This is a genomic window from Roseobacter sp. S87 (genome assembly GCF_055693285.1).
Genome location: NZ_JBVFTR010000004.1, coordinates 403,189 through 426,466, shown reverse-complemented (window position 1 = coordinate 426,466; position 23,278 = coordinate 403,189). Strand labels below are relative to the sequence as shown.

Here is a 23,278-nt window from a genome sequence, read left to right as displayed (position 1 = left end):
AATCGTGTGCGCGTCAGCGCGCCTTCGGATCACGTCAGCCGTCTGCGTGACCGTTTGTTGCTGTGAAAATCATTCGCCGCGCGGGAACCGCTTGTTCTCTTCGAGCACATTCAGGTCCATGTGGTTTCGCATGTATTGCTCTGAGGCATCGCGCAGCGGCTGGTAGTCCCAGGGGTAATACCCCCTTCGCGCAGCGCCTCATACACCACCCACCGGCGGGCCTGGCTTTTGCGCACATCCGCGTCATACGCGTCGAGGTCCCAGCGGGCTTCGGATTTGGCGCGCAGGCTCCGCAGCGTGCCCTGATGTTCAGGCGCATCCGCGAGGTTTGTCAGTTCATGCGGGTCTGCCTCCAGATCAAAAAGCTGATCCGGATCCAGCGCACAGCGGTTGTATTTCCAGCGGCCATACCGCAGCGACACCATCGGCGCATAAGACGCCTCGGCCGCGTACTCCATGGCGACAGGTTCAGTGCGCTCCACCCCCTGCCCCATCGGCACCAGCGAGACACCTGTGGTCCAGTCCATCACCTCATCCATCGACACGCCCGCCAGATCACAGAGCGTCGGGCAGACATCAATGTTGGACACCGGCGTGGTCTGCAGGCCGGGTGCCATCTGCGGCGCCGAGATCATCAGAGGAACACGCGAGGAACCTTCATAAAAGGACATTTTGAACCAGAGGCCACGTTCCCCCAGCATATCCCCGTGATCAGACACAAAGAGAATGATTGCCTCCTGACGCGTGTCTTCCAGCGTCTGCAGAATCTCGCCGACCTTGTCATCCAGATAGCTGATGTTCGCGAAATAGGCTTGGCGTGACCGGCGGATGTCCTCGTGCGTGATGTCAAAACTGCGCCAGTCATTGGCGTCAAAGATCCGCTTTGAATGGTTGTCCTGTTCGTCGTAGGGCAAAGCCGGAACATGCGGCTCCAGATGCGCGCAGTCCTCATAGAGATCCCAGTATTTTTTGCGCGCCACATAGGGATCATGCGGATGGGTGAAACTGACCGTCAGGCACCAGGGCCGGGCGTCCGCGCCGCGCGACAGGTCATAAAGTTTGCGCGTCGCATTAAAGGCGACCTCGTCATCATATTCCATCTGATTGGAAATTTCGGCGACACCTGCCCCCGTGACCGACCCCATATTGTGGTACCACCAGTCGATGCGTTCGCCGGGTTTGCGGTAATCCGGGGTCCAGCCGAAGTCAGCAGGGTAGATATCTGTCGTCAGACGCTCTTCGAAACCATGCAGCTGATCCGGACCCACAAAATGCATCTTACCGCTCAGGCAGGTCTGATAGCCCGCACGGCGCAGATGGTGCGCATAAGTCGGGATCGAGGAGCAGAACTCCGCGGCGTTGTCGTAAACGCCGGTTGCAGACGGCAGTTGCCCCGACATAAACGCTGCCCGGCCCGGCGCGCAAAGCGGACTGGCGGTATAGGCATTGCGAAACCGGGTCGACCTAGCTGCGAGTTTTTTGAGGTTCGGCGCATGCAGCCATTCCGCAGGCCCGTCCGGAAACAGAGTACCGTTGAGCTGGTCAACCATGAGAATGAGTATGTTGGGTCTGGTCATTTTCCGCTCCCGATCAGAGTTTCCAGCGCTGCGCGGGCGGCATCACGTGCGGCCGCCGCACTGCTTGAGCGCGACAGGGCCGCGCGCAGATACAGCCCGTCAATCAGGGCGCCGATGAGTTCTGCGTGGGCTTCCGGCTGGGCGCTCAGCGGTCGGAGTGCGTGGATCAGATTGGACCTGAGACGCGCCTGGTACAGCCGCAGCAAACGCAGTGTTTCCGGGTTTGTCTGCGCCTGCGCATAGAGCGTCATCCATGCGCTGATGGTTGCCGGTGCAAAACACGATGGCGCAAAACTGGCATCAATCAGCGCGACGGCCCGCGCATGCGGCGTTTCCGCAGCTTTCAGCGCACGTCGTACTTCTGCGCCGAAATCACGCAGGATCTGCTGCATGGCCGCAAGAAAAATCTGGTCCTTACCACCGAAATAATGGTGCGCGAGGGCGGTCGACATGCCCGCGCGGCGGGCAATCTGCCCGACGGTGACATCAAGTGAGCCGCGCGCGCCGATCTCGGCAATCGTTGCCTCGACAAGCGCTGTGCGGCGTATCGGTTCCATTCCGGTTTTCGGCATAACTGTTCCCCCGGGAGACTGTATTCCGGCGTTACAGGTTTTTTGATTGACTCGTCAATCAATAAAAATCAAACCTTGGTGGCATTCACCACAGGTGTCGTTCCCTGACGTTTTACAGCGGCCTCCCGCCACGTAATAAAGACAACGGATGCGAGAATGACGATACCGCCGGTGACCACCCAGACATCGACGGATTCGTCGAATACCAGCGCTCCCAACAGCACGGCCCAGACCAGCTGGGTGAAGGTTACCGGCTGCGTTACAGTCAGTGGTGCTGCGGCAAACGCGAGGGTCATTGTGTAGTGCCCGCCAACGGCAAAACACGCCACAGCAAAGAGCAGTACAAGATCCATGAACGTTGGCGTCACCCATTCCATCAGCGCAAAGGGAGCCAGCACGATAGTCACAAATATCGACAGCATTGCCACAACCACGGACGGTTTGACCTCATCCGCCATCACCTTGGCCGACAGATAGGATCCGCCGAATGCAAGTGCTGCGCCCAGCATCGCAAGGTGACCTGTGCTGACTTCCCGAAATCCGGGCCGCAGAATAATCAGGGCTCCGATCAGTGCCGCAGCCACGGCCGCGATGCGCCGGAATGCCAGCCGTTCGCCCAGGAACAGGGCAGCACCGATCGTAACATAGACAGGGGCGAGGTAATTCATCGCCGTCACATCCGCGATCGGAATGCGTACCATGGCATAAAACCACAGCATGACCCCCAACCCGTGCATCACGCCGCGCAGCGTGAAAAGACGCCACTGACGCGGCGAGAGCCTTGCGTCACGCAGGGCGCCGATCGCCGGCAACAGAAACACCAGGCCGAGCAGATACCGCAGAAAAGCCATCTCGACCGGGGGCAGCCTTGGGCCGATATACTTCACAAGTGCCGTAACTGCGATAAAACAAAGCCCTGTCACGAGCATCCAGAAGATGCCGGTGACCGGACGCTGGGGTGTTTGCGTGACCATGCGCCAGACAGACAAGGTTTGACGCACAACCGCAAGGGGTCATGAAAGAAGCAACCCCGCAGCAATAGCCCACATGGTGGCCGCGATCAGCCCGTCAAGAACCTGCCAGCTGCGCGGACGGGCAAAAAGAGGCGCCAGCATCCGCGCCCCATACCCCAGCGCGAAAAAGAACGAGATGCTGCCCACAACTGCTCCGGCCCCGAACAGCAAACGGTCGTCGTATTGTGCAGAAATCGATCCCAGCAATACGACAGTATCAAGATAGACATGCGGATTGAGCCAGGTCAGCGCGAGGAGCGTGAACAACGTGCGGCCCAGCGGCTGCACAGTCTGACCCGGGCCAGTGTCGAGTGTCTGCCCGCCGCGCCATGCAGAAACGGCGTTCCTCCAGCCATACCAGATGAGAAATGCAGCACCGCCAAAGCGCATCAGCGGCTCGAACCACGGCACTCTGGTGGCGAGGGTCCCGAAACCCGCCACGCCCGCAGTGATCAGCAGCGCATCGGAAACGCCACAGGTCAGACAAACCCAGAATACGTGGGACCGCCGCAGGCCCTGGCGCAGGACGAAGGCGTTCTGCGCACCAATGGCAACAATCAGCGAAAGGCTCAGAAAATAGCCGGGCAGAAAATTTGAAAGCATGGCAGGTCCCAGATCAGTTGCCTCTGAATAGGTTGCGGCACGAGGGTAAATCAAATTAAACTGACTTAACTCAAATTAGAAACGCTAATGCAATTCGATCCTGCTCATCTTTCTGCGCTCGCCGCCATTGTCAGACACGGCAGTTTTGATCTGGCCGCTGCAACTCTCGGCGTGACGCCTTCGGCTGTATCCCAGCGCATCAAAGCGCTTGAGGAACAGGCCGGCACCGCGCTGATCATCCGCGGACAGCCCTGTACGGCGACCGGGGCCGGGGCACGGCTTGTGCGTCACGCCGAAGACGTGGCGCTGCTGCAGGCCCGGGTCATCTCACAGCTGAGCCCCGGGAAAGCCGGGACGGAGCAACCCGTTGTCCGGCTTGCAGTCAATGCGGACAGCCTTGCAACGTGGCTGGTTCCGGCTCTTTCGAGGGTCGACGGCGTACTGTGGGATCTGGTCATCGATGATCAGGATCACGCCGCAGACTGGCTCCGCCGTGGAGACGTGAGTGCAGCCGTGTCCGGTCATCCCGGCCCTGTCCCGGGCTGCGATTCCACCGCGCTTGGCGCCTTGCGCTATATTGCGACGGCCAGCCCTGATTTTGTGAGACGCTGGTTTCCTGACGGACTGACCACCGGTACGCTGAGCGCGGCACCGGTGCTGGCCTTTTCAGCAAAGGACCGTCTGCAGCATCGCTGGATCACTCAGATGACCGGCGAGCGGCTCTCGCCGCCGACCCACCGAATGGCGTCGACACAAGCCTTTATCGACGCGGCACTGGCCGGAATAGGATGGGGCATGAACCCTGAGGACCTGGTCTGCTCGCATCTGGCCAGCGGCGACTTGGTAGCGCTGGCACCTGATGCCCCGCTCGACGTGCCCCTTTTCTGGCAGGTCAGCCGCCTGATGAAGCCCGCACTGCAGCCGCTGAACAGCGCAATTCGTGACGCAGCGGCAGCCAGACTGCAATAAATCATCACATGACTGTTATTGCTAAAATTTTATTCACAGAAATCTGAACATGCCTGATTGGCGTATACCTTTTTAATCCCCATATGATGGGAAGTGTAAAAAGGATGCTCGGCCATGTTGGAAAACCTGCGTAATATCGACCTTACTGCCAAGGACATCGAACTGATCGAGTCTGCTCTGCATACACAAAAGAAAATTCTCTCGGTCCAGAGCCAGGCTGGCGGGCGCGGTGCGCGCAAAAAGCTGACGGACCTGAAGCACCTGATGAAGCGTCTGAACCGTGCGGGCCCGGCCTGCGAAGAACCGCCCGCAGGTTTTTTCAGACAGCCCGGGCCTTCTTCTCTTTCAGCGCCGGATGTGAACACACCCGCTGAGGCTACTGCCATTCGCCTTCAAAAAAAGCCGCCCGGATTTCCAGGCGGCTTTTTTGATGTGATATCCAAAGCACCCGAGCGGTCAGAGCTGCTCCATGACCTCGTCCGTGGCCTCAAAGTTCGTGGTCACGCGCTGTACGTCGTCATCATCCTCCAACGCTTCGATCAGCCGCATAAGCTTCTGCATGCCGTCGAGATCCATCTCGGTCGTTGTCGTCGGCTTCCAGACCAGTTTGGTGCTTTCGCTTTCGCCGAGATCCGCCTCAAGTGCTGTGGCAACGTCGTTCAGGTCCGTGTCAGCACACCAGATTACGTGCCCTTCGTCCGAGCTTTCGACATCCTCGGCACCGGCCTCGATAGCCGCCATCATGACAGTGTCCGCGTCACCGGCATCTGCCGGATAGGACACCTCACCCTTGCGGTCGAACATAAAGCCAACCGAGCCGGTTTCTCCGAGGTTCCCGCCGTTCTTGGTAAAAGTAGACCGGACGGTGGATGCGGTGCGGTTACGGTTGTCGGTCATTGCTTCAACAATCACGGCAACGCCGTTCGGGCCGTAGCCCTCATAGCGGATTTCTTCGTAATCCTCTCCGTCACCACCGGTCGCCTTGTTGATCGCGCGCTCGATGTTGTCCTTGGGCATGGACTGTGACTTCGCTTCCTTGACGGCCAGCCGAAGACGCGGGTTTTTGTCAGGGTCGGGGTCGCCCATCTTGGCGGCAACGGTAATCTCTTTGGAAAGCTTGGAGAAAAGCTTCGCACGCACCTTGTCCTGACGGCCCTTGCGGTGCTGGATGTTTGCCCATTTTGAGTGGCCTGCCATTGATCATTCCATCGCTGTTTTCCGGTCCCGCTCCATATAGTCCAGGAGCCGCCGGAGGAGCAATACCACGCGGCACGGGCCAATTCCGTTTCCCGGCCCGGGGTTTTCGTGCTAATCTGTCATATGGCCGGCATTCATCAGATAACGCCCTTCGTTATGACCCATGATCTGGATGGTGCCCTGAATTTTTACTGTGACATTCTCGGCTTCACCTGCGGGTTTCAGCAGGAAAACTACGCCTTTGTACGTTGCCCCGGCGGCGCGCTGAGGTTGCTCGAAGTGGCCCCTGACTGCGAGATCGGCGCGCAGATGGTTTATCTGGACTGTGACGACGTCAACGACGTCTATGACGCGCTGCGACCCCGGCTCGACAGCCTCGGTGCGGACCGTGTCCGCGCGCCATTTGATCAGCCCTATAACCAGCGGGAATTCCACGTCAGGGATCCGGACAACTGTCTGCTGATGTATGGCACAGAAATTCCTGCGAAAGACTGACATCCCAAACCTTCCGGAACACCTGTCATGACAACGGATCAGATCATCCTGTTCGCCCTTTTCGGCGCGGTCTTCGGACTGCTTCTGTGGGGCCGTTTCCGGTATGATATCGTCGCCTTCGCAGCCCTTATGACGGCTGTGGTTCTCGGGGTGGTTCCGACCAGCGAGGCTTTCGCCGGTTTCGGGCATCCGGCCACTATCGTCGTGGCGCTTGTGCTGGTGGTCTCAGCCGGCCTCGTGCGATCGGGCGCAGTGTTCCTGATCACGCGCACGCTCGTCGATGCCTCGCGCAGCCTTGGTGCGCATATCGCGCTGATGGGAGCTGTCGGCGGGGTCCTGTCGGCCTTTATGAACAATGTTGCGGCCCTGGCACTCCTGATGCCGGTCGATATCCAGACGGCCCGCAAAGCAAACCGGGCCCCGGGCCTCAGCCTCATGCCGCTGTCTTTTGCGACAATCCTGGGCGGCATGGCGACGCTCATCGGGACCCCGCCCAACATCATCATCGCATCAATCCGCGGCGACTCGCTGGGCGAACCGTTTGCGATGTTTGACTTTGCTCCGGTCGGCGGAGCGGCGGCTGTGGCCGGGCTTATTTTCGTGTCCCTGATTGGCTGGCGCCTGATCCCGCAGGGCAGCAACAGTTCAGCGGAACCAGCTGATATATCTCAATATATCTCTGAGCTGACTGTACCCGAAGGCAATAAACAGATCGGTAAGAGGGTCGCGGAGCTTTCAGACGCCGCAGACAAGGCCGATGTGGCGGTGATTGGCCTGATCCGTGATGGCAAGCGCCGATACGGGCAGGCCCGGAATACAATCATCCGGGCTGGCGACGCGCTGGTGATCGAGGCAACCGCCAGTGCGCTGGATGAATTCCGGACCAGTCTGGACCTGGCAGTGGCCGACGCCCGGCGCGAGGAACTGCTGCGCGCAGATGGTGACGGCGTTGAAATCCTGGAAGTGGCCGTGCCGGAGGACGCGCGGATCCGCGGCAAAACGGTTCAGGCCATCGGTCTGGCCTGGCGCCAGCGCACCGTGCTGCTGGGCATATCGCGTCAGGGCAAAAGGCTGACCCAGAACCTGCGTCGTACACAGATCCGGACGGGCGACATCCTCCTGCTGCTTGTGCCGCGTGACACCGGTAGCGACGTGGCAGAATGGCTTGGGGTGCTGCCCCTGGCTGACCGGGGACTTGCGGTCACGGAAAACCGCAAGGTCTGGCTCGCCATCGGTCTCTTTGCAGGTGCTGTGCTTGCTGCGAGCACCGGGCTGATATACCTGCCGATTGCGCTTGGCCTGGTGGTGGTGGCCTATGTCCTCGCCCGGATCGTTCCACTGGCTGAACTGTACGATCACATCAACTGGCCCGTAGTGGTTCTGCTGGGATCGATGATCCCGCTGGGTGCTGCACTGGAAACATCCGGTGGAACTGAGCTCATTGCGGGGGCACTCGTGGGCTGGACAGAAGGGCTGCCGCCCTGGGCCGTGCTGACGGTGCTGATGATCGTGACAATGACATTGTCAGATGTGCTAAACAACACCGCAACGACCATCGTCGCGGCACCCGTCGGCATCCAGATGGCGCTGTCGCTTGATGTCTCGCCTGACCCGTTCCTGATGGCCGTGGCCGTTGCGGCCTCCAGCGCGTTCCTCACCCCCATCGGGCACAAAAACAACACGCTTATCCTCGGACCTGGCGGCTACCGGTTTGGCGACTACTGGCGCATGGGGCTCCCGCTGGAAATCCTCGTGGTGGCGGTTTCAGTACCGGCAATTCTGGTGTTCTGGCCGCTCTGACAACACAGGGGCCACAAGCACACCCGCCCGACCGGAGGCAGGGTTCAGCACTGGTCAGCCACCGCGGTCAAAGCGGACAGCCGGGGTCGGCGTGATGCACGGGTGTGATGCAATCGTTTTGACGGCTCAAAAAAGAATTCATTAACGGGTCAATGCTACTGGTAACTCTCGGAGCTCTGCCAACGCGCGCCTGCGCGGGGTCGGGCGCTGAGTGTTCAGAACCCGGGTCGGAAATGCACCAAAACCGAAGGCCAGCGCATGAAGTCACCCCAGCGTCCGAGGATGCTGGCCTGTTCCAGAATGCCATCAGCAGTCTGGTGGTGGAACTTGTGCCCCAGATGCGCCGGAATGACCGCGGTGATCTGATCATTCGCGGGTTTGTGAATTCGAAGTACGATGTCGACGTATTCTTTGCCGGGCGCCGTGCCCGGGATGCTGCTCCGATTGAACGTCGTCTCAAAACCATGCTGTCGCGCGCCCGCTCCGCGGCGAAAGCCGAAGGTATCCAGGAAACGGACACAGACCGCATTCGCTGGCCAATCCGCGCCGAAGGCGCATGGCGCCGCCGCGTACAAAGGGACGAATGGGGCTGGGAAACAGGCACTTACCACCTTGTTGTATCGCGCTGGTCTTATGTCGATGAGGACGGCATGACCACAGTCTGTGGTGCGCCCCCCATCATCACGGCACCGTCAGAGCGGCCAGATTAGCGGAATTGTCAGTGACACCAGGACAGCCGTTGACAGATTAAGGGGCAGCCCCACACGGATGAAATCGGTGAACCGGTATCCACCGGGACCATAAACCAGCGTGTTCGTCTGATACCCGATCGGTGTCGCAAAGGCACAGGACGCCGCAATCATAACGGTCACAACCAGGGGCCGCGGATCAAGTCCCAGCGCGATCGCAAGCCCGATGGCGAGCGGCGTCATGATCACCGCCACCGCATTGTTTGATACCAGTTCTGTCAGCGTGGAGGTCATCACAAAGACTGCCAGCAGGACAGCGCCCGGTGGCAGGGTCGCCAGAACCGGGGACACCGCGTCCACGATCAGCGCCACGGCCCCCGAATGCTGAAGCGCCGCGCCAACCGCCAGCATCGAGAAAATCAGCGCCAGGAGCCGCCCGTCGACGAAGGAAAAGGCTTCGTCCGCATCAATACATCCGCTGACCAGCACGAGAGCCACCGCCAGCACCGCTAGCAGCAGGATCGGAGCCACATTCAGTGCGGCCAGCCCCACAATTCCCACAAGCACGGCGATGGCGATAGGAGCATGACTTCGGCGATACGCACGCTCCGAGGGCTGCGCCACATCAACCATATCCATATCCGCAGCGAGGCGGCTTATGTCTTCCGGCGCGCCCTCAAGCAGCAGCGTATCGCCGACACGTACCACCAGATCATCCAGCTGACGGCCGATATTCTGGTTTCTCCGGTGGACCGCGAGCGTATAGACACCGTAGCGGCGGCGCAGACGCAGCGCCCCCAGCATCCGGCCGATCATCCGGCAGCCTGGCGTGATGAGAACCTCAACCGTTGTGGTTTCGACCGAAGATACCTGATCCACCAGCCGCAGTTCACGGTTGTTCTGAAGGCCCAGCAGTTCGGTCATCCGTGTCCGCAGAACCACCCGGTCACCCGTCTGAAGCGTCACGCCCTGCAGCGCACGACGCAGGGAGGCATCGCCCCGGATCACGTCAACCAGCCGCACACCATCCCGTTTGAAAAGCGCGACGTCCAGCACTGCCTCACCGATCAGGTTACTGTCGGGCGGTATCACGGCTTCGGTGAAAAACTTCTTCTGCGACGGATCAGACAGCAGACTGGCCATGCTGTCCCGATCCGGTAAAAGACGCGGCGCGATCACGCTGAGATAAAAGAGCCCCCACAGGCAAACGACAAGGCCCACGGGCATAATCTCAAAAATCGTAAAGGCCGCGAGCCCCTCACCACGTGCCACACCATCGACCAGCAGGTTTGTTGACGTCCCGATCAGGGTCAGCGAACCGCCCATGATCGCAGCATAGGACAGTGGGATCAGCAGCTTAGAGGCCCGTGTCCCCAGGGTCTTGCTGAGCTGGACCACGACAGGGATCATGACGACCACTACGGGTGTGTTGTTCATAATCGCAGACGCGCCCATGACGGACAGGATGACGCCCGCAACAGCGGAACGGGGATGCGTGCGTGCATATTTCTCTGCCAGACGCGTCAGTACATCCAGAGCGCCGGTGCGGACCAGCGCGCCCATCACGATGAACATCGCCGCAATTGTCCAGGGCGCCGGGTTGCTCAGCACAGCCAGCGCGTTGTCATAGGGCAGAACACCGAGCGCCAGCATCAGCGCAGCACCGGCAATGGCCACCACTTCGGTTGGGAAGGTCTCCCGCACAAACAGCGTGAACATGACCGCAACAACAAGAAGTGTGAGCAGTGCGCTGGTTGTCTGGGAAAAGTCGAACAGCGAAATCACGGAGCGCCTGTCCTGTTCATTGTGGCATCTGCAGCACTCTGGCCGATTGCTCAGGTTCCGGCAAGCGCCTGTCGGGGGCGCGGCTGCACCAGGTACATCCCCGCAAACATCAGCGCCATAGCTGCCCAGATTCCGGGCGCATAGGCCTCCCCCAGGATAAGCCGGGCCCACAGAACGCCAAAACCGGTCACAAGGTAGCTGACCTGGACGGCAAACACGGACCCAGCGCGGCCCACGAGCCACACGTAGCCTACATAAACCATAACATGGATGGCGGACGCCAGGATATGCGCCTGACCTTCCGTGGTCAGAGCCGCTGCCGGAGAAATCCATTGTCCGGACAGCACCGCCACCGGCAGCATCAGAACGGCCCCCATCAGCGAGGCACCATAGAGCACTTGAAATGGTTCCATCCCTGCCGTGCCTGTGCGTGCCACCAGATTGCCTTCGAGGCCGTAGCAGAGGCTGCTGACCAGCGCGATTATCACCCAGAAGACCGGCAGGTTCAGCGCCTCGGCTCCTGGCAGCGCAATCAGAAGCACGCCACCCAGACCACACAGCAGGCCAAGGAAACGACGCCCGGAAAACCGGTCCAGTCCCAGTGCCAGAGCAATCGGAAAGGCCCACATCGGTACCATCGAGAGCAGCAGCGACAAAACCCCTGCCGGCAGATGCACCGCTGCCTGAAACGACGTCGAATTCGGCACGACAGTGCCCACGACAAGCACCATCAGGCAGATGCCGATCTGCGGGCGCGCACGCGGAAGGCTCGTACCGCGCAGCAGGCCGATTACCGCCATCAGCGCGGCGCCGATCGCAAGTTGCCAGAAGATCAGGCCAAAGTGTTTGTATCCGGTCGATACGGCGATTTTGGTCAGCGGCAGTGTCATGCCCCAACCCGCCCCCATGATCACCAGCATACCGGTCAGGAACAGGATTTCACGGCGTGTCAGGTGCGTCATGGCCCCGAAGGTTCCAGCAATCCTCCATTGCGCACCATTGCAATACGCGTCGCTGCCCCGGTCCGGTCGTCCGTTTCAACATAGACGCCCGACAGCGTGGCTTCGCCATTGGCCGGTGTGAAACGTTCCTTTGGCATTCCCGTCAGGAACCGCCGCAGAGGTTCTGTTTTCTCCATTCCGATCACGGAGTGGTAGTCACCGCACATGCCCGCATCCGTGATATACCCCGTGCCGCGCGGCAGAACCATCGCATCCGCCGTCGGTACATGCGTGTGCGTCCCTGCCACGAGGCTGGCCCGCCCGTCGCAGAAATGCCCCATCGCCATTTTTTCAGACGTGGCCTCGCAGTGGAAATCCACAATAACCGCCTGCGCCATGCCCCCGCGCGGGTGGGTTTTTAGAACCGGCTCCAGCGCAGAAAAAGGATCACCGAAGGGGCGCTTCATAAATACCTGGCCCAGCGCCTGAGCCACCAGCACCTTGCGGCCGGTTTTGGTTGTGAAGAGCGCGGCCCCCTTACCCGGCGCCGCCTTTGAAAAATTCAGCGGGCGGATGATGCGCGGTTCCTGCTCTATGAACTGCAGCATGTCCTTCTGATCAAAGGCGTGATCACCGAGCGTCAGGCAATCCGCCCCGGCATCCAGCAAAGTCTTCGCATGCGCACCGGACAGCCCCATACCGGACGTGGAATTTTCCGCATTGATGACAACAAAGTCCAGTTTCCAGTCCGCCCTGAGGCGTGACAGGTTCTCTGTGACAGCGCGCCGTCCGGCCCGCCCCATAACATCGCCGAGAAACAGGATCTTCATAACGATCAGCCCTATGGCGGCCTGAGGTGCAGAGCAAGAGCCACAACAACATTTTTTGCCCGCACCGACAGCCTGGGCAGCGGCCGCGGGGCTGTCTGTTGCAACGTATGGCTGTGCTGTGCCAACGTGGTTGCCTCAGAACCCGCGCCCACCATCCGGACTGGCGCACACAACGATAAGGACCCGACATGACATGGACAGAGACTGAGAAAAGCGGCGGCCTTGCGGTCATTACCGGTGGTGCAAGCGGTGTGGGTCTGGCGGCGGCAGAGCTGCTTTCCGGCCGGGGATTTGACCTGTTGCTTGCAGACCGTGATGCAAACGCGCTGGAAAAGGCGGCTTCCGGCCTGAAGGCAGGCGGGGCCAGTGTGCAGACCGCTGTGGTCGATGTCGCGGACACCGCAGCCATGCACAAGCTTGCAGACCACGCTTTTGCCTCTGGTCCGGTCGCGGTGCTGATGAACAATGCGGGCATAGCGCGGCCGACAGGCACAACGACTGAACCGGATGTCTGGCGGCAAATTCTCGACGTGAATTTTTATGGCGTTCTGAACGGCGTACAGGCTTTTGTGCCGCGCATGAAGGACGCCGGACGCGCCGCTGCGGTGATCAACACCGGCTCCAAGCAGGGCATCACCACGCCTCCCGGAAACCCGGCCTACAACGTCAGCAAGGCAGCGGTCAAAGTTCTGACCGAACAGCTGGCACATGAGTTGCGCGAGGAAGCGAGCCAGGTGAGCGCGCATCTGTTCGTGCCGGGTTTCACCTATACCGGGATGATCGCGGCTTTCATGCCGGAAAAACCACCCGCCGCCTGGACCAGCACCGAATGCGTAGACTATCTGTTCGACCGCGTCGCACAGGGAGATTTTTATATCCTCTGTCCGGACAACGATGTCACAGAAGCAAAAGATGCCCGGCGGGTGCTCTGGGCTGCAGGGGATATCGCGGAAAACCGTCCGGCCCTGTCGCGCTGGCACCCGGAGTGGAAAGACGCGTTCACCCGGTTTGAAGGCAGCTGATCAGCGAAAATCCGTGATCCCTTCCTCGGTGATGATCAGGTCCAGCGGCTGGTCGGTCGGCTCCAGCGGCAGGCCAGCGGCCTGCTGTGCGGCGTAGGCAAAACCAATGGCCAGTGTTGCACGGCGGGCCCGCAGCATCTCCAGCGTCCGGTCATAAAAGCCGCCACCATAGCCCAGGCGCCCGCCTGAGCCATCGAACGCCACGAGCGGGACGATCACGATCTCCGGCTCAAAAAACAGCGGATCGGCCGGGATCAACGCACCAAACGCACCTTCGGTCATTGCTGCATCGGGCTCCCACCGGGCAAACCGCAGCGGCTCCCCTGCCCCGGTGATCACCGGCACGCCAACAGGGCCGTGCGCGGCGGCTTCGTCCATCGCGGGCAGCGGGCTGATTTCGGTCCGGATCGGCATATAGCCGGACACCGGAACACCCCGGTGCCCCGCCAGAAAAGAGGACAGATGCCCCGCACCGGCCCCGGTGTCAGCGGCATGCGCTATTTTGCGGCGGGCGAACCCTTCCTTGCGGGCCGCGGCTTTTACCTCCTTCAGATTACCGCTCACAGCAGCACCAGAACGGCGAGACCCAGAAAGGCGAAGAAACCAACGACATCCGTCACGGTGGTCACAAAGGCACCTGACGCCAGCGCCGGATCGACCCCGACGCGTTCGAGGATCACGGGTATGACTGTGCCTGCAAGCCCGGCCACCACAAGGTTGATGACCATCGCAGCCGCGATGACATATCCCAGCGCAGGCGAGCCGAACCAGATAAAGCCCACGATGCCCATCACCACGGCAAAAATCGTCCCGTTCACAAGACCCACCAGAACCTCGCGCCGGATCACCCGCCAGACGTTAGCCCCTGTGAGGTCTTTGGTGGCAATCGCGCGCACCGCGACGGTCAGCGATTGCGTACCGGCATTGCCACCCATCGAGGCGACAATCGGCATCAGCACGGCCAGCGCCACAATCTGAGCCAGAGCCACCTCAAACTGAGCAATGACCATCGACGCCGCGATGGCTGTCACCAGATTGACCGCCAGCCAGGGCAGGCGCTGTTTTGTTGTCTCAAGAACCCTGTCCGACAATGAGCCTTCGCCGACGCCTGCAAGGCGCAGGATGTCTTCCTCGTGTTCCTCGTCCAGAACTACCATGGCGTCGTCAATTGTGATCACCCCAATCAGACGATCCTCGTCATCAACAACCGGGGCGGAGATCAGGTGGTACTGGTTAAAGGCATAGGCCACGTCGGATCTCGTCCTGCATCACAGGAATGACCTGAAACGTCTCTTCGCGCAGATCCATCAGACGGGTTTCCCGTTTGGACCGCATGATCTTACCAAGCGTGACATTGCCGACCGGATGCAGGCGCGGGTCAACAATTACCATGTGATAAAACTGTGCGGGCAGATCGTCTTCGGGTGTGGCGCGCAGATAATCAATCGCTTCGCCGACGGTCCAGTGCTCCGGGGCCATGACGACCTCGCGCTGCATCAGCCGCCCGGCGGAATACTCCGGGTAACTCAGTGCCTGCTCAACGGCGGCCCGGTCCGAGTCTTCCAGCGCGTCAAGAATGGCTTCCTGCTGATCGTCCTCAAGGTCTTCTACCAGATCGACCACATCGTCGCTGTCCATCTCGCGCACGGCCTGGTTCAGCACCTGCGGGGTCAGAACACCGATGACCTCCTCGCGGAGGCCCTCATCAAGTTCAGACAGGATTTCACCGTCAAACTCACGGTCATAGAGGCGGATCAGCCGTGTGCGCTCAAACGCATTGATCTGTTCCAGAAGGTCCGCAATATCCGCCGCATGCAACGGCTCCATCAGCTCGGTGAGCTTGTCCCGGTCTTCGATATCAACCGCATAGAGGATCGAAGCAATGGCCCGGGGCCCCAGCAGATAAGCGTCGTCTTCTGCCTCCGGTTCAATCTGATCTGTCTGATCCGACATCACGACCCTCTTGCTTGCATGTGCGGACCATAAGGGCGGCACCGGCGGGATACAATGGTCGCGCGCACCCCGTTGTGGCGGTGCTGCGAACTGCCTAGTATCGCTGCATGAGCACACAGTTTCTTCTGACCGGCGCGACGTTCGAGACATCCGGAAATCCAATGACGTCCCCCTGGCAGGACGCGGTGCGGATCAACACGTCCGGGGCGGTTCTGACCGAAAACGGGCGGATTTCGGCTGTCGGCAATCCAGATGAACTGCGCGCGGCGCATCCCCGCGCAAATCCTGTCGATTACAGCGGCAAACTGATCTGCCCGGGGTTTGTGGATGCCCATGCGCACTACCCGCAGACCGCCATGATCGCCAGCTGGGGCAAACAGCTGATCGACTGGCTGAACAGCTACACCTTCCCAGAGGAAATGCGTTTTGCCGATGCGGGTTTTGCCCGCGAAACAGCCGCGCGCTATCTCGACCTGATCACCGCGCATGGCACCACAACTGTCTGTTCCTACACAACGATCCATCCGGCCAGCGTTGATGCCTTCTTTGACGCAGCACAGGCCCGCAACATGGCCGTTGTGGCGGGCAAGACCTGCATGGACCGGAATGCGCCAGACGGTCTGAAAGATACCCCACAATCCGCATATGATGACAGCAAAGCACTGCTGGAACGGTGGCACGGCCGCGACCGGCTGCAGTACGCCATCACCCCGCGTTTCTCGCCCACTTCAACGCCGGAACAACTGCAGGCGATGGGCGCTTTGTGGGCGGAACACCCCGATTGCCTGATGCAGACGCATCTGTCGGAGCAACCGGACGAGGTCGCCTGGGTGGCTGAGCTGTTTCCGGGCGCGCGGGATTACCTGGACACCTATGAAGCTCATGGGTTGCTGGGCAAAAGGGGCGTTTTCGGCCACGCTATCTATCTGACCGACCGCGAGAAAGACCGCCTTGCTGAGACCGGGGCCGCACTGGTGCATTGCCCGACGTCCAATACTTTCATTGGTTCCGGCCTGATGGATGTGGCAGGCCTGGCCGCGCACGATATCAGGCTGGGACTGGCGACTGACACAGGAGGTGGTTCGTCCTTTTCAATGCTGCGCACCATGGCTGCAGCCTATGAAATAGCGCAACTCCGGGGCACAGCGCTGCACGCCGCACAGCTTCTCTGGCTGGCCACAGCAGGGTCTGCGGACAGCCTGCACATGGGTGATGAGATCGGGCGTCTGAGGCCCGGGAATGCAGCGGATCTGACCATTCTCAATCTTGCCTCCACCCCCGCCATTGCACAGAGACACGCGCGCGCCACAGACATCTGGGAAGCTGTGTTTCCAACCATCATGATGGGGGACGACCGCGCCGTAGCGGATGTCTGGATCAATGGAGAGCGGATCGCCCGTTAGGTGTGTCAGCAGCCGGAACTGGCCAGCACCATCACCCAGATATTCCCTTCATCCTGCACCAGCGCGAAATCGGCGACTTCCCGGGACAGCATGTTGCGGCGATGACCCTCTGAGCCGGCCCAGGCCGCCATGACTTCGGTCAGGTTCTCCTGACCTTTGGCGATATTTTCCGCCACGACACACCACCCATAGCCTGCGCGCGCAACGCGATCCGCGACAGCCGATCCGTCGCTGCCGGTGTGGGAGAAGAAATTCTCCTCTGCCATATCCTGTGCATGTGCACGCGCCGCCTGTTCCAGCATGACCGAATACTGCAGCGTGCTGCGGCCATTGTCTGTGCGGAAGGCATTCAGGGCATCAAGTGCTGCGGAGTCAGCGAGCGCATTTCCCGCGCAGCCGGCGCAAATTGCCGCGAGAACAGCAACGCGCATCAGAGGGTCTCCCGCAGATCGGCCGCCAGCCTGTTCTGACGCGCTATCAGTCCGGCCATGTCGAGGGTCTGTACCTGGCCGTCGCGTACGATCACCCTGCCCTCAACCAAAAGGTCCCGCACCGTCACCGGCCCTGCCAGCAGCAGAGCAGCGGGATCCCAGCTCCCTGCGGCTTCAATGCCAGACACATCCCAGATTGCTATGTCCGCCCGTGCGCCGGGTTCTATGCGCCCGCAGTCAGAGCGTCCCAGGACCTCAGCGCCGCCCCGCGTCGCAATTTCCAGCGCTTCGCGCGCGCTCATCGCATCAGCACCGGACGCCACCCGTTGCAGCAGCATCGCCTGCCGGGCCTCAGCAACCAGGTTGCCAGCATCATTACTTGCCGAGCCATCAACACCCAGCCCGACCGGAACGCCGGCATCCCGCATGGCCCGGACAGGTGCGATCCCGCTGCCAAGCCGGCAGTTTGAACACGGGCAATGCGCAACACCGGTTTTGGTCCGGGCAAAAAGCGCCTGTTCTGACGCGTCCAGCTTAACACAATGAGCATGCCAGACATCCGGTCCGACCCAGCCCAGCTCTTCGGCATATTGCCCCGGCCGGCATCCGAAGGTTTCCAGCGAATATGCGATATCCTCGTCATTTTCCGCAAGATGCGTGTGCATCATGACGCCTTTGTCCCGCGCAAGAACTGCTGCGTCCCGCATGAGATCGCGGCTGACAGAGAACGGCGAACAGGGCGCAACCCCAACGCGGCACATCGACCCGTCGGCAGGATCGTGGAACGCATCGATGACACGAATGCAGTCCTCAAGAATGTCGGCTTCGCGTTCGACCAGATCATCCGGCGGCAACCCGCCCCGCGACACGCCAATGCTCATCGCGCCCCTGGTCGGATGAAACCGCAGGCCCACCTCTGCTGCGGCGTGGATCGTATCCTCCAGACGCGCGCCATTGGGATAAAGGTAAAGGTGGTCGCTGCTGAGTGTGCAGCCGGACAGTGCCAGCTCACAAAGACCGACCTCGGCCGACGTGAAAAAATGCTCTGGCGTGAACCTGGCCCAGATAGGGTACAGCGTCTGCAGCCAGCCAAAGAGCAATGCATCCTGGCCGCCGGGCACGGCGCGCGTCAGGCTCTGGTAGAGATGATGATGGGTGTTCACGAGGCCGGGGGTCACGACACAGCCGGTCGCATCCAGAACTGGCGCATCTGACTGAAGGTCAGACCCAACCCCGGCAACGGTTCCACCGCGGATCAGAACATCAGCGCCAGTAAGCTCACGACGCTGATCATCCATCGTCAGAAGATGGTCGGCGCCCCGGATCAGAAGTTCTTTCACGCAGGTACCTTCGCCAGTATTTTCAGCGCTTCTGCGTGAAGATGCGGGTTGGCCGCTGCGATGGCGCGGCCGCCCATATGTGCCGGACCGCCCTGCCAGTCTGTCACTATTCCGCCTGCCGCCTGGACCACTGCGATCGGTGCCTGAATGTCGTAAGGCTGCAGCCCAGCCTCAATCACCAGATCGGCGTGCCCGGCAGCGACCAGAGCATACGCGTAACAATCCATGCCATACCGGGTCAGCTTCGCACCCGAGGCGACTGCATGAAAGCCCGCCCCCTCTTCCTTTGACCCGACTTCCGGGAACGTCGTGAACACAGTGGCCTGCGCCAGAGAGACATCCTTTCTGGTGCGCAGATCGCGGCGCCCCAGCGGGCCGTCACAGAAGGCGCCCGCGTCACTGCCGCAGAAACGTTCGCCGATATACGGCTGGTCGATCATGCCGAAGAACGGACCGGCACTGTCAGCAACCGCGATCAGAACGCCCCATGTGGGCGTGCCGCTGATAAAACCTCGGGTGCCGTCAATCGGGTCCAGGACCCAGGTCAGTCCGGTTTTCCCGGAAAGCGCTCCGAACTCTTCGCCCAGAATGCCGTCGTCGGGACGGTGTCTGGCGAGGACGTCGCGCATGGCCAGCTCAGCTGCCCGGTCAGCTTCTGTGACGGGATCAAAGCCGTCGTCCAGTTTGTTGTCGGTCAGCGTGCCAGCATTGCGGAAAAACGGCAAAATGGCCGCGCGTGCAGCATCGGCCATTTCGTTAGCAATATTGGTAATGCTGCTCAGGTCGCAGCTGTGTCGGGCATTGTCAGTCATTCTGAAAGACGTGCCAGTTGTGCAGCGCCCATGCAAGAGCCAGGCCGCCGCAAATTCCGGTCAGGCGACGTCGCTCAGCACACGTGCCAGTTCGAACAGGCGCCGGCGCTGATTTTCAGGGATCGCGTAATAAGACCTCACGAGGTCCATTGCTTCCTTGTCGCCCATCATATCAGCCGGGATTGCATCCGCCTGCGTTTCTTCGGCGCCGTCAGATTTCAGCCCCTCAAAGAAAAAGGCGACATCCACTTCCAGAGCGTCGGCTATATCCCAGAGCCGGGATGCGCTGACACGGTTGGCCCCGGTCTCGTATTTCTGGATCTGCTGGAATTTGATCCCAACGGCTTCGGCCAGTTTCTGCTGTGTCATGCCGACGAGCCAGCGTCTTTGCCGAATTTTCTTCCCTACATGGACATCCACTAAGTGCGCCATTTGTATTTCCTTAATTCAGCCCGGTTACCTCCGGGCGCGAGGCGATGAAGTCATGAACCGTGACATCGAACGCCACAAACTGATTACAGCCGAAATAATATGGAAATTGACACACAGATCAATAAAAATGACGTGTCCGGACAGGCGCGCAGATTCCGGGCTGCGGGATTTCAGAGATTGAAATGCCCGGAGTTATGAACCGAATTGTCTCAAAAACACCTGTGGCCCCTTGTAGTTGGGTGCAAGTATTCGGATTTTTCGTTTTTGGCGGCACACTTAAGGGTTGTAGGCAGCCTTAAGACAAACTGAAATGAAGGTTAACGTCGTGTGCGAAAATATGGCAGCACATCTGCATTTCTGCACACCAGCTTTCGCTCTGGCACCCCCGGATTTCCCACCTTCTCTTTCGTGACGTTACGTCAATAAACGGAAGATAAACGGTTTTTGCGAATCCATTGCAGCTGCAGCATCACCCGGCGACTGACCTGAGGCGCGGTGCTTCAGTGCCGGAAAACGCCCTGCGCAGCAAATCCGCAAGGCTGTCGTGCACCAGCCCTTTGCCCGTCTGGGCACCGTGCAGGTTTATCAGCTGAACCGGCAATTCCGCCAATGCACCTCCATGCTCTATCCTTTCCAAGTGGGGTGGCTCGGTCCCCTCGATCATCGTATGGATCGCCAGATCGGCGCTCACCGTCGCCTCGATGGTCCTGTCGCTTTCGGTCTCGACAATCACGTCCCAGGGAATATCGGCGGTATCTAGCGCCTCTACGACGCGTGGACGGAAGGTGCATAACCTGCCAAAAGCCAGCTTCAGTGGTCGTTGCCGCCACGCCGCACCACCCGGCGCCCCGACCCAGCGCAGCGGCTTGCTGCAGAGGGTCTCAGCACCCGGCTCGGTGTCCGTTTCTGTCGTCAGGATCATGTCGCACTCCCCCCTGCCGAACTGTTGTTTCAGCGCGAGGGTATAGGAGGACACAAGCTGAACTTTGACCCTGGGGAAAGCCGCATGGAACTGTTTCAGCACCTGCGGGATCGCCGGGTACACAATGTCGTGCGGAACACCCAGAACGATTTCTCCCTCATAAGCCTGATCCGTCAGTCGGCTGATCACCTCATCGTTCAGCGCAATCATACGTCGCGCATAAACCAGCAGCTGTTCTCCGGACGCTGTCAGCGCGATGGTCCGTCCCGACCGGTCCAGCAACTCAAGCCCCAGCAGTTCCTCCAGCCGCTTCAGCTGCATGGAAACAGCAGACTGCGTGAGATGCAGAAAACCGGCGGCCCGCGTGACACCTCCGGCATCAGCAACAGCCACAAAAGAGCGCAGGGTCGTTATATCCAGATTTCTCATATCAATTTCCCTGATGTTTATCCCAACAAACATTCACTTTCCAAATGAACCACAACAAATCATATAAATCAACATCGCTGATCATGATCGGCAAAAACATCACAGAACGGAAAGGAAAGTCCGATGTTTTTTACAGATACAATCACTCGCCCGGCGTCGCATGGCCCCCGCCGTACCTCTCTGAAGTCACGCCTCAGCCTCTGGCGTACGCGCCGCGCGCTGGCGAAACTCGATGCCGCTGGCCTCGCGGATGTCGGAATCTCTCCCGACGACGCCCGGCACGAAGCGTCGCTGACCATCTGGGACGTTCCGGACAGCTGGAAAACCCGCTGAAAAGTGGGGATTCCGGGGCACATTAACCTCTTATTCACCAAATCGGGGCAAACCCGCGCATTCCCGACCGAAAAGCCTTGAAATAGACACCTTCGCCACCGATATTTGTCGCGAGAGCGCGCAGAAGGTCTGACGCGCCAGATGTTTTAACTGGAGGTCTTTAGATGGCTGACGTGAATACAATCCGGTCAGCGGCCGGATCCCGCGCCGCCCAGATTGATGAGGGACTGCGCGCCCATATGAACAAAGTCTACGCGACAATGTCCGTAGGCATGCTGATCACTTTTGCTGTTGCTTGGGCCGTTGGCACGGCACCCGCGCTGATGGCCGTGTTCCGTGACCCGATCACGCTGCAACCCAATATTCTGGGCTGGATCGTGATGTTCGCGCCGCTGGGCATGGTGTTCATGTTCGGCGCTATGATCAACAAGTTCTCGGCCGCCGCAGCGCAGCTGTTTTTCTACGCCTTCGCAGGCGTTATGGGCCTGTCCATCTCGTGGATCTTTGTTGCTTTCACCGGCATGTCGATCGCTCAGATATTCCTGATCACCTCCATCGCTTTCGCCGGCTTGTCGCTCTGGGGCTACACTACCAAGAAAGACATTTCCGGCTGGGGCAGCTTCCTGATCATGGGCGTTATCGGCCTTGTGGTGGCATCAATCGTCAACATCTTCCTCGGCTCGCCGGCGATCATGTTTGCGGTTTCCGCGCTGGGTGTTCTGATCTTCGCCGGTCTGACCGCGTATGACACTCAGAACATCAAGAACACGTACCTGGCGCACGCGCACCACGGCGACCAGGAATGGCTGCAGAAGTCGGGCATTATGGGCGCTCTGAGCCTGTACCTGAACTTCATCAACATGTTCATGATGCTGCTGCAACTGTTCGGCAACCGCGAATAAGCAGCGCCACAGTGAACTGAATTCAAAAGCCGGGTACGAAAGTGCCCGGCTTTTTCAATGGAAGAATGCAAATCCATGACACGTATTCCTGCAGGAACGGCAAAGACAGATATCGGTCCCCCGGACGATGCTCTGGGCCAGTACAAAGCCGAGTTGCTGAGTGATACCGGCGGGCTGACCCAGTTTGGTGCTTTTGTCGAAGAACTCGCGCCGGGTGCCGCCTCCTCATATGATCACTGGCATGCCAGCGAGGATGAGATGGTTTATATCCTCGAAGGTGAGGTCACCCTGAGGGAGAATGGCAAAGAGCACGTGCTGCGCCCCGGAGACGCCGCCTGCTGGCCTGCAGGCGATGACACGGCCCATTGCCTGCGCAACCTGTCACCAGAGCCTGTGCGCTACCTGGTGATCGGCACGCGGCTTCCGCAGGACCGTGTTACTTACCCCGACTTAAAACGCGTGCTGCACTACGACAGGACAACGGACACAAGGCGCTACACCGATCTGAGCGGCAATCCTGCGGAAAAGCCTTTCTGACCCGTCGCCGTAACGGAAAAAGCCGCGCATAAAGCGCGGCCTTTCGGTCGTCCGGTATCAGGCGATCTTACTTGATCTTGCCTTCTTTGTATTCGACGTGCTTGCGCGCGACGGGGTCGTATTTACGCACGACCATCTTTTCGGTCATCGTCCGCGCGTTTTTCTTTGTGACGTAGAAATGGCCTGTCCCCGCCGAGGAGTTCAGACGAATCTTGATCGTGGTTGGCTTGGCCATGGTTTGTCTCCTGCTGCTGCCCTGCTCCGGTGAGGGGCGGCGTGAAATCCTGAAGC

Annotated in this window: 23 protein-coding genes and 2 pseudogenes; 9 read left to right on the top strand and 16 right to left on the bottom strand. The window is 60.0% G+C overall.

Features of this window, described 5'->3' with window-relative positions; genetic code table 11:
- Window positions 1-69: 69 nt before the first annotated feature.
- The 4 genes and pseudogenes from betC to ACZ1HA_RS02910 form a co-directional block, all read right to left on the bottom strand.
- Window positions 70-1,577 (bottom strand): annotated as a pseudogene (gene betC, locus ACZ1HA_RS02925) (choline-sulfatase).
- Complete coding sequence (gene betI, locus ACZ1HA_RS02920; RefSeq protein WP_472712804.1) at window positions 1,574-2,149, bottom strand: choline-binding transcriptional repressor BetI; 576 nt, start codon at window positions 2,147-2,149, stop codon at window positions 1,574-1,576. Before betI ends, betC begins: the two are co-directional and overlap by 4 nt.
- Window positions 2,150-2,217: 68 nt before the next feature.
- Window positions 2,218-3,123: a DMT family transporter gene (locus ACZ1HA_RS02915; protein WP_472712803.1), complete on the bottom strand. Its 906-nt coding sequence runs from the start codon at window positions 3,121-3,123 to the stop codon at window positions 2,218-2,220.
- A 39-nt stretch (window positions 3,124-3,162) separates the two neighbouring features.
- Window positions 3,163-3,765: a LysE/ArgO family amino acid transporter gene (locus ACZ1HA_RS02910; RefSeq protein WP_375228449.1), complete on the bottom strand. Its 603-nt coding sequence runs from the start codon at window positions 3,763-3,765 to the stop codon at window positions 3,163-3,165.
- Window positions 3,766-3,852: 87 nt separating this feature from the next.
- Between ACZ1HA_RS02910 and ACZ1HA_RS02905 the strand changes: the two genes are divergently transcribed.
- Entirely contained in the window at window positions 3,853-4,734 is an 882-nt protein-coding gene (locus ACZ1HA_RS02905) for a LysR family transcriptional regulator ArgP (RefSeq protein WP_472712802.1), read from the top strand.
- A gap of 456 nt (window positions 4,735-5,190) precedes the next feature.
- Here ACZ1HA_RS02905 and ACZ1HA_RS02900 read toward each other — a convergent pair whose 3' ends face one another.
- Window positions 5,191-5,931: a YebC/PmpR family DNA-binding transcriptional regulator gene (locus ACZ1HA_RS02900; protein ID WP_472712801.1), complete on the bottom strand. Its 741-nt coding sequence runs from the start codon at window positions 5,929-5,931 to the stop codon at window positions 5,191-5,193.
- A 108-nt stretch (window positions 5,932-6,039) separates the two neighbouring features.
- Between ACZ1HA_RS02900 and ACZ1HA_RS02895 the strand changes: the two genes are divergently transcribed.
- The 3 genes from ACZ1HA_RS02895 (at window position 6,040) to ACZ1HA_RS02885 (ending at window position 8,936) form a co-directional block, all read left to right on the top strand.
- Complete coding sequence (locus ACZ1HA_RS02895; protein WP_472712800.1) at window positions 6,040-6,426, top strand: VOC family protein; 387 nt, start codon at window positions 6,040-6,042, stop codon at window positions 6,424-6,426.
- Window positions 6,427-6,453: 27 nt separating this feature from the next.
- Complete coding sequence (locus tag ACZ1HA_RS02890; RefSeq protein ID WP_472712799.1) at window positions 6,454-8,226, top strand: SLC13 family permease; 1,773 nt, start codon at window positions 6,454-6,456, stop codon at window positions 8,224-8,226.
- Window positions 8,227-8,459: 233 nt separating this feature from the next.
- Window positions 8,460-8,936, top strand: coding sequence for a hypothetical protein (locus ACZ1HA_RS02885; protein WP_375228455.1), 477 nt, complete (start codon window positions 8,460-8,462; stop codon window positions 8,934-8,936).
- Here ACZ1HA_RS02885 and ACZ1HA_RS02880 read toward each other — a convergent pair.
- From ACZ1HA_RS02880 to ACZ1HA_RS02870, 3 genes are read right to left on the bottom strand one after another with little or no spacing between them, the layout of a single operon-like run.
- Entirely contained in the window at window positions 8,919-10,697 is a 1,779-nt protein-coding gene (locus tag ACZ1HA_RS02880) for an SLC13 family permease (RefSeq protein WP_472715273.1), read from the bottom strand. The genes ACZ1HA_RS02885 and ACZ1HA_RS02880 overlap by 18 nt on opposite strands.
- A gap of 53 nt (window positions 10,698-10,750) precedes the next feature.
- Complete coding sequence (locus ACZ1HA_RS02875; protein WP_472712798.1) at window positions 10,751-11,662, bottom strand: DMT family transporter; 912 nt, start codon at window positions 11,660-11,662, stop codon at window positions 10,751-10,753.
- Window positions 11,659-12,471, bottom strand: a complete 813-nt coding sequence (locus tag ACZ1HA_RS02870) for a TIGR00282 family metallophosphoesterase (RefSeq protein ID WP_472712797.1) — start codon at window positions 12,469-12,471, stop codon at window positions 11,659-11,661. The genes ACZ1HA_RS02875 and ACZ1HA_RS02870 overlap by 4 nt, the downstream gene beginning before the upstream one ends.
- A gap of 188 nt (window positions 12,472-12,659) precedes the next feature.
- Here ACZ1HA_RS02870 and ACZ1HA_RS02865 point away from each other — a divergent pair, with 188 nt between their 5' ends.
- Window positions 12,660-13,493: an SDR family NAD(P)-dependent oxidoreductase gene (locus ACZ1HA_RS02865; RefSeq protein WP_472712796.1), complete on the top strand. Its 834-nt coding sequence runs from the start codon at window positions 12,660-12,662 to the stop codon at window positions 13,491-13,493.
- On the opposite strand, the gene ACZ1HA_RS02860 is transcribed toward ACZ1HA_RS02865, so the two are convergent.
- Both ACZ1HA_RS02860 and mgtE read right to left on the bottom strand, forming a co-directional pair.
- The gene (locus ACZ1HA_RS02860) at window positions 13,494-14,057 is read right to left on the bottom strand and encodes a 5-formyltetrahydrofolate cyclo-ligase (RefSeq protein ID WP_472712795.1); all 564 of its coding nucleotides are present in this window, start codon (window positions 14,055-14,057) and stop codon (window positions 13,494-13,496) included.
- Window positions 14,054-15,446: pseudogene (gene mgtE, locus ACZ1HA_RS02855) on the bottom strand (magnesium transporter). Before mgtE ends, ACZ1HA_RS02860 begins: the two are co-directional and overlap by 4 nt.
- Before the next feature lie 107 nt (window positions 15,447-15,553).
- Here mgtE and guaD point away from each other — a divergent pair.
- Entirely contained in the window at window positions 15,554-16,849 is a 1,296-nt protein-coding gene (gene guaD, locus ACZ1HA_RS02850) for a guanine deaminase (protein ID WP_472712794.1), read from the top strand.
- Window positions 16,850-16,854: 5 nt separating this feature from the next.
- On the opposite strand, the gene ACZ1HA_RS02845 is transcribed toward guaD, so the two are convergent.
- The 5 genes from ACZ1HA_RS02845 to ACZ1HA_RS02825 form a co-directional block, all read right to left on the bottom strand.
- Window positions 16,855-17,280 (bottom strand): CAP domain-containing protein, encoded by a 426-nt coding sequence (locus ACZ1HA_RS02845; protein WP_472712793.1) that lies wholly within the window; start codon window positions 17,278-17,280, stop codon window positions 16,855-16,857.
- Window positions 17,280-18,620: an 8-oxoguanine deaminase gene (locus ACZ1HA_RS02840; RefSeq protein ID WP_472712792.1), complete on the bottom strand. Its 1,341-nt coding sequence runs from the start codon at window positions 18,618-18,620 to the stop codon at window positions 17,280-17,282. The genes ACZ1HA_RS02845 and ACZ1HA_RS02840 overlap by 1 nt, the downstream gene beginning before the upstream one ends.
- Window positions 18,617-19,432, bottom strand: a complete 816-nt coding sequence (hisN, locus tag ACZ1HA_RS02835) for a histidinol-phosphatase (protein ID WP_472712791.1) — start codon at window positions 19,430-19,432, stop codon at window positions 18,617-18,619. The genes ACZ1HA_RS02840 and hisN overlap by 4 nt, the downstream gene beginning before the upstream one ends.
- A gap of 60 nt (window positions 19,433-19,492) precedes the next feature.
- Window positions 19,493-19,864, bottom strand: a complete 372-nt coding sequence (locus tag ACZ1HA_RS02830) for a helix-turn-helix domain-containing protein (RefSeq protein ID WP_375228464.1) — start codon at window positions 19,862-19,864, stop codon at window positions 19,493-19,495.
- 469 nt (window positions 19,865-20,333) lie between these two features.
- On the bottom strand, window positions 20,334-21,215 hold the full coding sequence (locus ACZ1HA_RS02825) for a LysR family transcriptional regulator (RefSeq protein WP_472712790.1): 882 nt from the start codon (window positions 21,213-21,215) through the stop codon (window positions 20,334-20,336).
- A 123-nt stretch (window positions 21,216-21,338) separates the two neighbouring features.
- On the opposite strand from ACZ1HA_RS02825, the gene ACZ1HA_RS02820 reads away from it, so the two are divergent.
- The 3 genes from ACZ1HA_RS02820 (at window position 21,339) to ACZ1HA_RS02810 (ending at window position 22,987) form a co-directional block, all read left to right on the top strand.
- Window positions 21,339-21,548, top strand: a complete 210-nt coding sequence (locus tag ACZ1HA_RS02820) for a DUF1127 domain-containing protein (protein ID WP_472712789.1) — start codon at window positions 21,339-21,341, stop codon at window positions 21,546-21,548.
- Window positions 21,549-21,712: 164 nt separating this feature from the next.
- The gene (locus ACZ1HA_RS02815; RefSeq protein ID WP_472712788.1) at window positions 21,713-22,450 is read left to right on the top strand and encodes a Bax inhibitor-1/YccA family protein; all 738 of its coding nucleotides are present in this window, start codon (window positions 21,713-21,715) and stop codon (window positions 22,448-22,450) included.
- A 75-nt stretch (window positions 22,451-22,525) separates the two neighbouring features.
- Complete coding sequence (locus ACZ1HA_RS02810; protein ID WP_472712787.1) at window positions 22,526-22,987, top strand: cupin domain-containing protein; 462 nt, start codon at window positions 22,526-22,528, stop codon at window positions 22,985-22,987.
- Between the two features lie 67 nt (window positions 22,988-23,054).
- On the opposite strand, the gene rpmG is transcribed toward ACZ1HA_RS02810, so the two are convergent.
- Window positions 23,055-23,222, bottom strand: a complete 168-nt coding sequence (rpmG, locus tag ACZ1HA_RS02805) for a 50S ribosomal protein L33 (protein ID WP_011454349.1) — start codon at window positions 23,220-23,222, stop codon at window positions 23,055-23,057.
- Window positions 23,223-23,278: the final 56 nt, after the last annotated feature.